At 75.2% G+C, this 5,883-nt stretch carries 4 protein-coding genes and 1 pseudogene; 2 read left to right on the top strand and 3 right to left on the bottom strand.

Translation table 11 applies throughout. The annotated features are described in order from the left end of the window. Window positions 1–126: 126 nt before the first annotated feature. The gene (locus HTZ82_RS09145) at window positions 127–324 is read left to right on the top strand and encodes a hypothetical protein (RefSeq protein WP_175408808.1); all 198 of its coding nucleotides are present in this window, start codon (window positions 127–129) and stop codon (window positions 322–324) included. A 31-nt stretch (window positions 325–355) separates the two neighbouring features. Here HTZ82_RS09145 and HTZ82_RS09140 read toward each other — a convergent pair whose 3' ends face one another. The 3 genes from HTZ82_RS09140 to HTZ82_RS09130 form a co-directional block, all read right to left on the bottom strand. Continuing rightward, window positions 356–1,993: an ABC-F family ATP-binding cassette domain-containing protein gene (locus HTZ82_RS09140; RefSeq protein ID WP_175408807.1), complete on the bottom strand. Its 1,638-nt coding sequence runs from the start codon at window positions 1,991–1,993 to the stop codon at window positions 356–358. 197 nt (window positions 1,994–2,190) lie between these two features. Continuing rightward, window positions 2,191–3,513 (bottom strand): M14 family metallocarboxypeptidase, encoded by a 1,323-nt coding sequence (locus HTZ82_RS09135; RefSeq protein ID WP_175408806.1) that lies wholly within the window; start codon window positions 3,511–3,513, stop codon window positions 2,191–2,193. Then, window positions 3,510–5,555, bottom strand: coding sequence for a Xaa-Pro dipeptidyl-peptidase (locus HTZ82_RS09130; RefSeq protein ID WP_175408805.1), 2,046 nt, complete (start codon window positions 5,553–5,555; stop codon window positions 3,510–3,512). The genes HTZ82_RS09135 and HTZ82_RS09130 overlap by 4 nt, the downstream gene beginning before the upstream one ends. 95 nt (window positions 5,556–5,650) lie before the next feature. Between HTZ82_RS09130 and HTZ82_RS32120 the strand changes: the two are divergent. Beyond that, window positions 5,651–5,883 (top strand): annotated as a pseudogene (locus tag HTZ82_RS32120) (hypothetical protein); the annotation flags it as partial.

Genomic DNA, 5,883 nt, shown 5'->3' with positions numbered 1-5,883 from the left:
TCCCCGCCGCCCCTCGCGTCGTCCGCACGCCGTCCGCGCGTCGTCCGGCCGAGGTGCGGGGGCGACCGGTCCGTGTGACTCTGGCCGCGTCGCCGGACCGACCGGCGACGGAGGACGGAGCAGGCCATGAACCAGATCGGGGACAAGCCCGAAGAGGTCCGCAGGCACCAGGAAGAGGAGAAGCGGCAGGCCCGTAAGAAGGGGGACAAGGCCGCGGACCGGGCGGCGGAGGCCCCGGAGCGGGACCGCGTCGAGGGTGCCGTGCCCGACGACGAGGCGTACAGCACGTTCGACGCATACGAGGAGCCGGAGGACCGCCCGTAGGAACGGGGCGCCGTTCCGGTCCCGGGTCCCGTCAGACCTCCGTGACCTTCCCGTCCGCGACCTCCAGGCGGCGCGTGACGTGGACCGCCTCCAGCATGCGGCGGTCGTGTGTGACCAGGAGGAGCGTGCCGGGGTAGCCGTCGAGGGCGGACTCGAGCTGCTCGATGGCCGGCAGGTCGAGGTGGTTGGTCGGCTCGTCGAGCACCAGGAGGTTCACGCCCCGGCCCTGGAGGAGGGCCAGGGCGGCGCGGGTGCGTTCGCCCGGGGACAGGGTCGTCGCGGGGCGCAGGACGTGGGCCGCCTTGAGGCCGAACTTGGCGAGGAGCGTGCGCACATCGGCGGGCTCGGTGTCGGGGACCGCCGCGCAGAACGCGTCCAGCAGCGTCTCCTGGCCGTGGAACAGCCGCCGCGCCTGGTCGACCTCGCCGACGACGACGCCCGAGCCCAGCGCGCTGTGGCCCGCGTCCAGCGCGACACGGCCGAGGAGCGCCGCGAGCAGCGTGGACTTGCCCGCGCCGTTCGCACCGGTCACGGCGATCCGGTCCGCCCGGTCGACCTGGAGCGACACCGGGCCGAAGGTGAAGCCGCCGCGCCGGACCTCCGCGTCGCGCAGCGTGGCGACGACCTCACCGGAGCGCGGCGCCTCAGCGATCTCCATGCGCAGCTCCCACTCCTTGCGGGGCTCGTCGACCACGTCCAGACGCTCGATCATGCGCTGCGTCTGGCGGGCCTTGGCGGCCTGCTTCTCGCTGGCCTCGCTGCGGAACTTGCGGCCGAGCTTGTCGTTGTCGCCCGCCTTGCGCCGGGCGTTCTTGACGCCCTTGTCCATCCACGCGCGCTGCATCCGCGCGCGGCCTTCGAGGGCGGCCTTCTTGTCGGCGTACTCCTCGAAGTCCTCGCGGGCGTGGCGGCGGGCGGTCTCGCGCTCCTCCAGGTACGCGTCGTAGCCGCCGCCGTAGAGGGCGGTCCGCTGCTGCGCGAGGTCGAGTTCGAGGACCTTGGTGGCGGTGCGGGCGAGGAACTCGCGGTCGTGGCTGATGACGACCGTGCCGGCGCGCAGGCCGCGTACGAACGCCTCCAGGCGCTCCAGACCGTCGAGGTCCAGGTCGTTCGTCGGCTCGTCGAGGAGGAAGACGTCGTAGCGGGAGAGGAGCAGCGAGGCGAGTCCCGCGCGGGCGGCCTGGCCGCCGGACAGGGCCGTCATCGGCTGGTCGAGGCCGACGGTCAGGCCCAGGGCCGCGGCGGTCTCGTCGGCGCGCTCGTCGAGGTCGGCGCCGCCGAGGCCCAGCCAGCGCTCCAGGGCGGTCGCGTACGCGTCGTCGGCGCCGGGCGCGCCGTCGACCAGGGCCTGGGTGGCGGCGTCCATCGCCGTCTGGGCGGCGGCGACACCGGTACGGCGGGCGAGGAAGGCCCGTACGGTCTCGCCCGCGCGGCGCTCCGGCTCCTGCGGGAGGTGGCCGACGGCGGCGGTGCGCGGCGACAGGTGCACCTCGCCGTGCTCGGGCGCTTCCAGGCCGGCGAGGAGCCGCAGCAGCGTGGACTTGCCGGCGCCGTTGACGCCGACGAGCCCGATGACGTCGCCGGGGGCGACGACGAGGTCGAGGCCGGAGAACAGGGCGCGCTCGCCGTGGCCGGCGGCGAGGGTCTTGGCGACGAGGGTGGCAGTCATCAGGACGCCGATCCTAGGTCAGGGCGGTCCGGCGCGTTCGTACAGGGCGAGGGAACCCGCACCGGCGGGGCCCGGGACGGCCACAGTGCACGGCTCCGGTGCACGGCGCCGGTGCACGGCGCCGGTGCACGGCCCCGCCGGGCGGGCGCGATGGCGGCCGGGCCGGGCGGGGCGTGCGCCGGGTGACGGGTGACGGGTCAGCAGTGCCGTACGGGCTCTCCGTCCGTCAGGTGGTGGGCGGCGCGGCCGTCGAGGAGCAGCGGGACGAGGGCGCGCTGGGGCTGGCGCAGGGGGACGATGACGCCGCCCCGCGCGTCGCGGGCCGGGACGGTCCGTACGCCGTGCAGGGCCAGTTCGTCGGCGTACGCCGTGTGCCGGGCCTGGTCGAGGCGGTAGGCGCAGGGCGGGTCCTGGAGGGTCTCGCCGGGTTCGGGCGGGTCGTTGTCGGCGCCGCCCAGGTGGACGGGGCCGCGGTCGGCGTATCCGGTGAGCCGGGACGCCGCCGTGGCCGCCGCGATCCGGGCGCGCCGCTCGTCGACGAACCTGAACGCCCCGTCCAGGGCGGCGCGTTGGCCGTCGAAGCGCCGACGGTGGTTGACGGACGGGTCGTTCTGCTCGGCGTCCGTGAGGGCGTCGACACGGGTCTCGACGAGGAGGCCGACGGCGTGCTTGAGGCCGGTGGTGTTGCGCAGGATGCGCTCCTGGCCGTCGCCGGCGACCTGGCGGACCGGTTCGCCGGTGACGGGATCGGTCCAGATGCCGTAGACGCCGCTGCTGAGGCCGGCGCGCTCGGCCGTGGGCCTGACGTACGCCTCCGAGAGGGTGTGCGCCTCGTCGTGGACACGGGCGTGCGTGTTGGGGTTGCGGGGCCACAGGGAGAGCAGGTCCTTGACGTAGTACGGCCGTGAGGCGCTGTACTCGTGCAGGTCGAGGACGACGTGCGGACGGTGGTCGCGCAGGACGCGGGCGAGGGCCCGGGCCTCCGCCGTGCGCAGGGCGAGGTGGTCGCGGTTGACGTCGACGCCGTCGGCGTTGCGGCGGGTGTTCGCCGCGCGGCCGTCGGGGTTGGCGGTCGGGACGACGAGGACGGTCGTACGGGCGAGGAAGCGGCGGGTTGCGGGGTCCTCGGCGTACGCCAGGTCGCGGACGGTGGTGAGGCAGGCCTCGCGGCCCGACGGTTCGTCACCGTGCTGGCTGCACACGAGGAGCACGGTGGTGGCGGTGACGGGGCGGTCCGCGATGCGGACGAGCTGGAGCGGGCGGCCCTGGCGGGTGGTGCCGATGGTGGTCGTCGTCATGCGGTCGCTGCCCCGGTCGACGGCGGTGAGGAAGCGCTGCTCCTCGTGGAGGCCGGTCCAGCGGGCCCCGTCGCTCGTCTCGAAGCCGGTGCGGGGCGGTGCCGGGGTCTGGGGTGCCGTCGGAGCGGCGGCCTGCGCGCTGGCCGTCAGGGGCAGGGTGAGGGCGGCGGCGCAGGCGGTCAGGGCCGTCAGGGCTGTCAGGGCGCGGCTGCGGAGGGTCATCGGGCGGCTCCCGGGAGCGGCGGGTGGGAGCGCGGCGGGCGCGGGGCGGTAACGCCGGCGCGGGGCGTGGCGGCCGGGTCGGTGGCGCGGGCGCCGTCACGCGTGCCGTCGCGGGCCTCGGCGCCGGCGCGGGCGCTGTCGCGGTCGCCGGCGCGCGGGAAGGTCGCGAACGCGTACGCGAGGGGGCCGCCGACGACCGGGACCTTGGCGTGGGTGCGGGCCAGGTCCAGGGTGAGGGTCGGCCGCGATGCCGGAGGTTCGAGCAGGTCGTTGTCGGTGCCCGCGACGATCAGGGCCAGGCGGTGGCCGGCCGGGACGACGTGGTCGGCGGCGTGCAGCTTCAGGGTGACGGTGTGCGGCTTCCCCGGGGTCAGCGGGCGGCCCCGGTCCGGGTCGGCCCAGGTGCCGAGGTCGGCCCAGCCGCGGCTGAACACGGTGAAGTCGGCGTCCGTGGTCCTGGCCTTCGTCTCCTTGAAGCACGCGCTGTCGCCGGGTGTGCTCGCGCCCCAGCAGGTGCGTTCGGCGAGTGTGGTGATGCCTTCGCCGGGCGCCGCGTAGTCGCGGATCGTGTCCGGGCCCAGGTCGACGAGGACGGCCGACAGATGGGCGCTGGTGGTGGTCGGCGTGGCGGTGACCGTCACGGTCGCGGAGCCTGCCAGGCGCAGGTCCCTGGCGAGCGGGCGGGTCACGAATCCGGCCTTCGCACGCGTCGGCGTGTCGATCCGCGCCGCCCAGTCGAGCTCGCCGAGCGCCGGGTCGTCGGTGAACGTCTCGGTGGCGCCCGCCGGGGCCGGGAGGAGGCCGAGCGTGCCGACGCCGGGTGCGGTGCCGCGCCCGGGGCGCAGCGTGGTGGTGGCGGTACCGGCGGGCGGCCAGACGCGGTCCGTGGTCCACCGGTCGGGTGCGCGCTCGATGTCGGCCATGGGCTCCCGCTCGACGCCGTTGTCGTATCCGAGCAGATAGTGGTCGAACCAGCGGTGCAGGGTGCGGACCCACGCGGCGCGGCGGAAGTCGAAGGGGTCGACGTGACCCGTCTGGGAGAGCCAGATCTTCCGCTCGACGCCCTGCGCGGCGAGCGCGTCCCACCACTGGCCGAGGTGGCCGCTGCGGACGTTGAGGTCCTGCATGCCGTGGACGGCGAACACGCTGGCCCGTACGCGGGAGGCGTCGGGCACGTAGTCGCGCTCGGCCCACAGCGCGGTCCGGTCGCCGGAGCGCGGGGCGCCTTCGACGAGCCGGTCCTGCACGGCCTGGCAGCGGGCGCGGGCCTCGGGGCTGTTGACGTAGTGCGACAGCCAGTCGGGGCCCGCGTCGTACAGCGGGGCGCCCTGCGAGAAGTAGTAGTCGTACCAGGAGGAGATCGCGCCGATCGGGACGATGGTCTTCAGGCCTTCGACGCCGGTCGCGGCGACGCCGTTGGCGATGGTGCCGTCCCAGCTCTTGCCGATCATGCCGGTGGCGCCGGTGGTCCAGCTCGTCGCCCGGGCCCGTACGGTGCCGGTGCGGGTGGTGTAGGCGGCGGCGCGGCCGCCCAGCCAGTCGACGACGGCTTTGGCGGAGAGGATGTCGGAGCGGCCGCCGACGTCGACGCAGCCGTCGGAGCGGTTGGTGCCGGCGAGGTCGACGGCGACGAACGCGTAGCCGCGCGGCACGAAGTAGTTGTCGTAGTAGAGCGGGAACTGGACGGGGTCGCCGTTCGCGTCGTACGTCTTCTTCTGGCTCTCGTTGCCGCGCCCGCAGCAGGAGTAGTACGGGCTGGCGTCCATGATGACGGGGACCTTGCGGCCCCGCAGGGCTGCCTCGCGCGGCCGGATGATGTCGGCGGCCACCCGGTCGGTCCTGCCGTCGCCGTCGCCGTCGAGGCCGGTGTCGACCCACACGGATTCACGGACGGCGTCGTCGTACGAGTAGACGGGGGCGGATTCGCGGGGGCGGTCGGGCTGCCGGTCGGCGCCGTGGGCGCCGGCCGACGGGAGGAGTACGGCCGTCAGGACGGCTGTGGCCGCCACGACCAGGGTTCTGCTCCGCGCACGTATCGGCATGGGCGGAGACGGTACTGCGGTCAACTCCCCTGGAAAAGAGGGCGATTGGGCCGCAGAGGTATCGAGGCGCCCGGCGCGGCCGCAGGGCGCTCGTGTGGCACCGCACCCCGGACGGCGGCGCGGCCGCGCGGGAGCCGGAGTCCGCCGTGTGGTGGTTCCCGTACGACGACCACCCACCCGCTCGACAAGACGACCTTCGACGTCCCGGTCGCCGTCCCGGACGGCACGCAGGCCGTCAGCAACGGCGTGCTCCCGTCGCGGACCTCCCGGCTCGGCTGGACGCCGTTCGCCCGGGGGGGTCCCGGGACCCCGGGGTCCCGGGGTCCGG

The organism is Streptomyces sp. TRM64462 (genome assembly GCF_013362995.1).
Taxonomy (GTDB): domain Bacteria; phylum Actinomycetota; class Actinomycetes; order Streptomycetales; family Streptomycetaceae; genus Streptomyces.
Note: the sequence above shows the minus strand (reverse complement) of the source record. Positions and strands in the feature narration are given on the sequence as shown.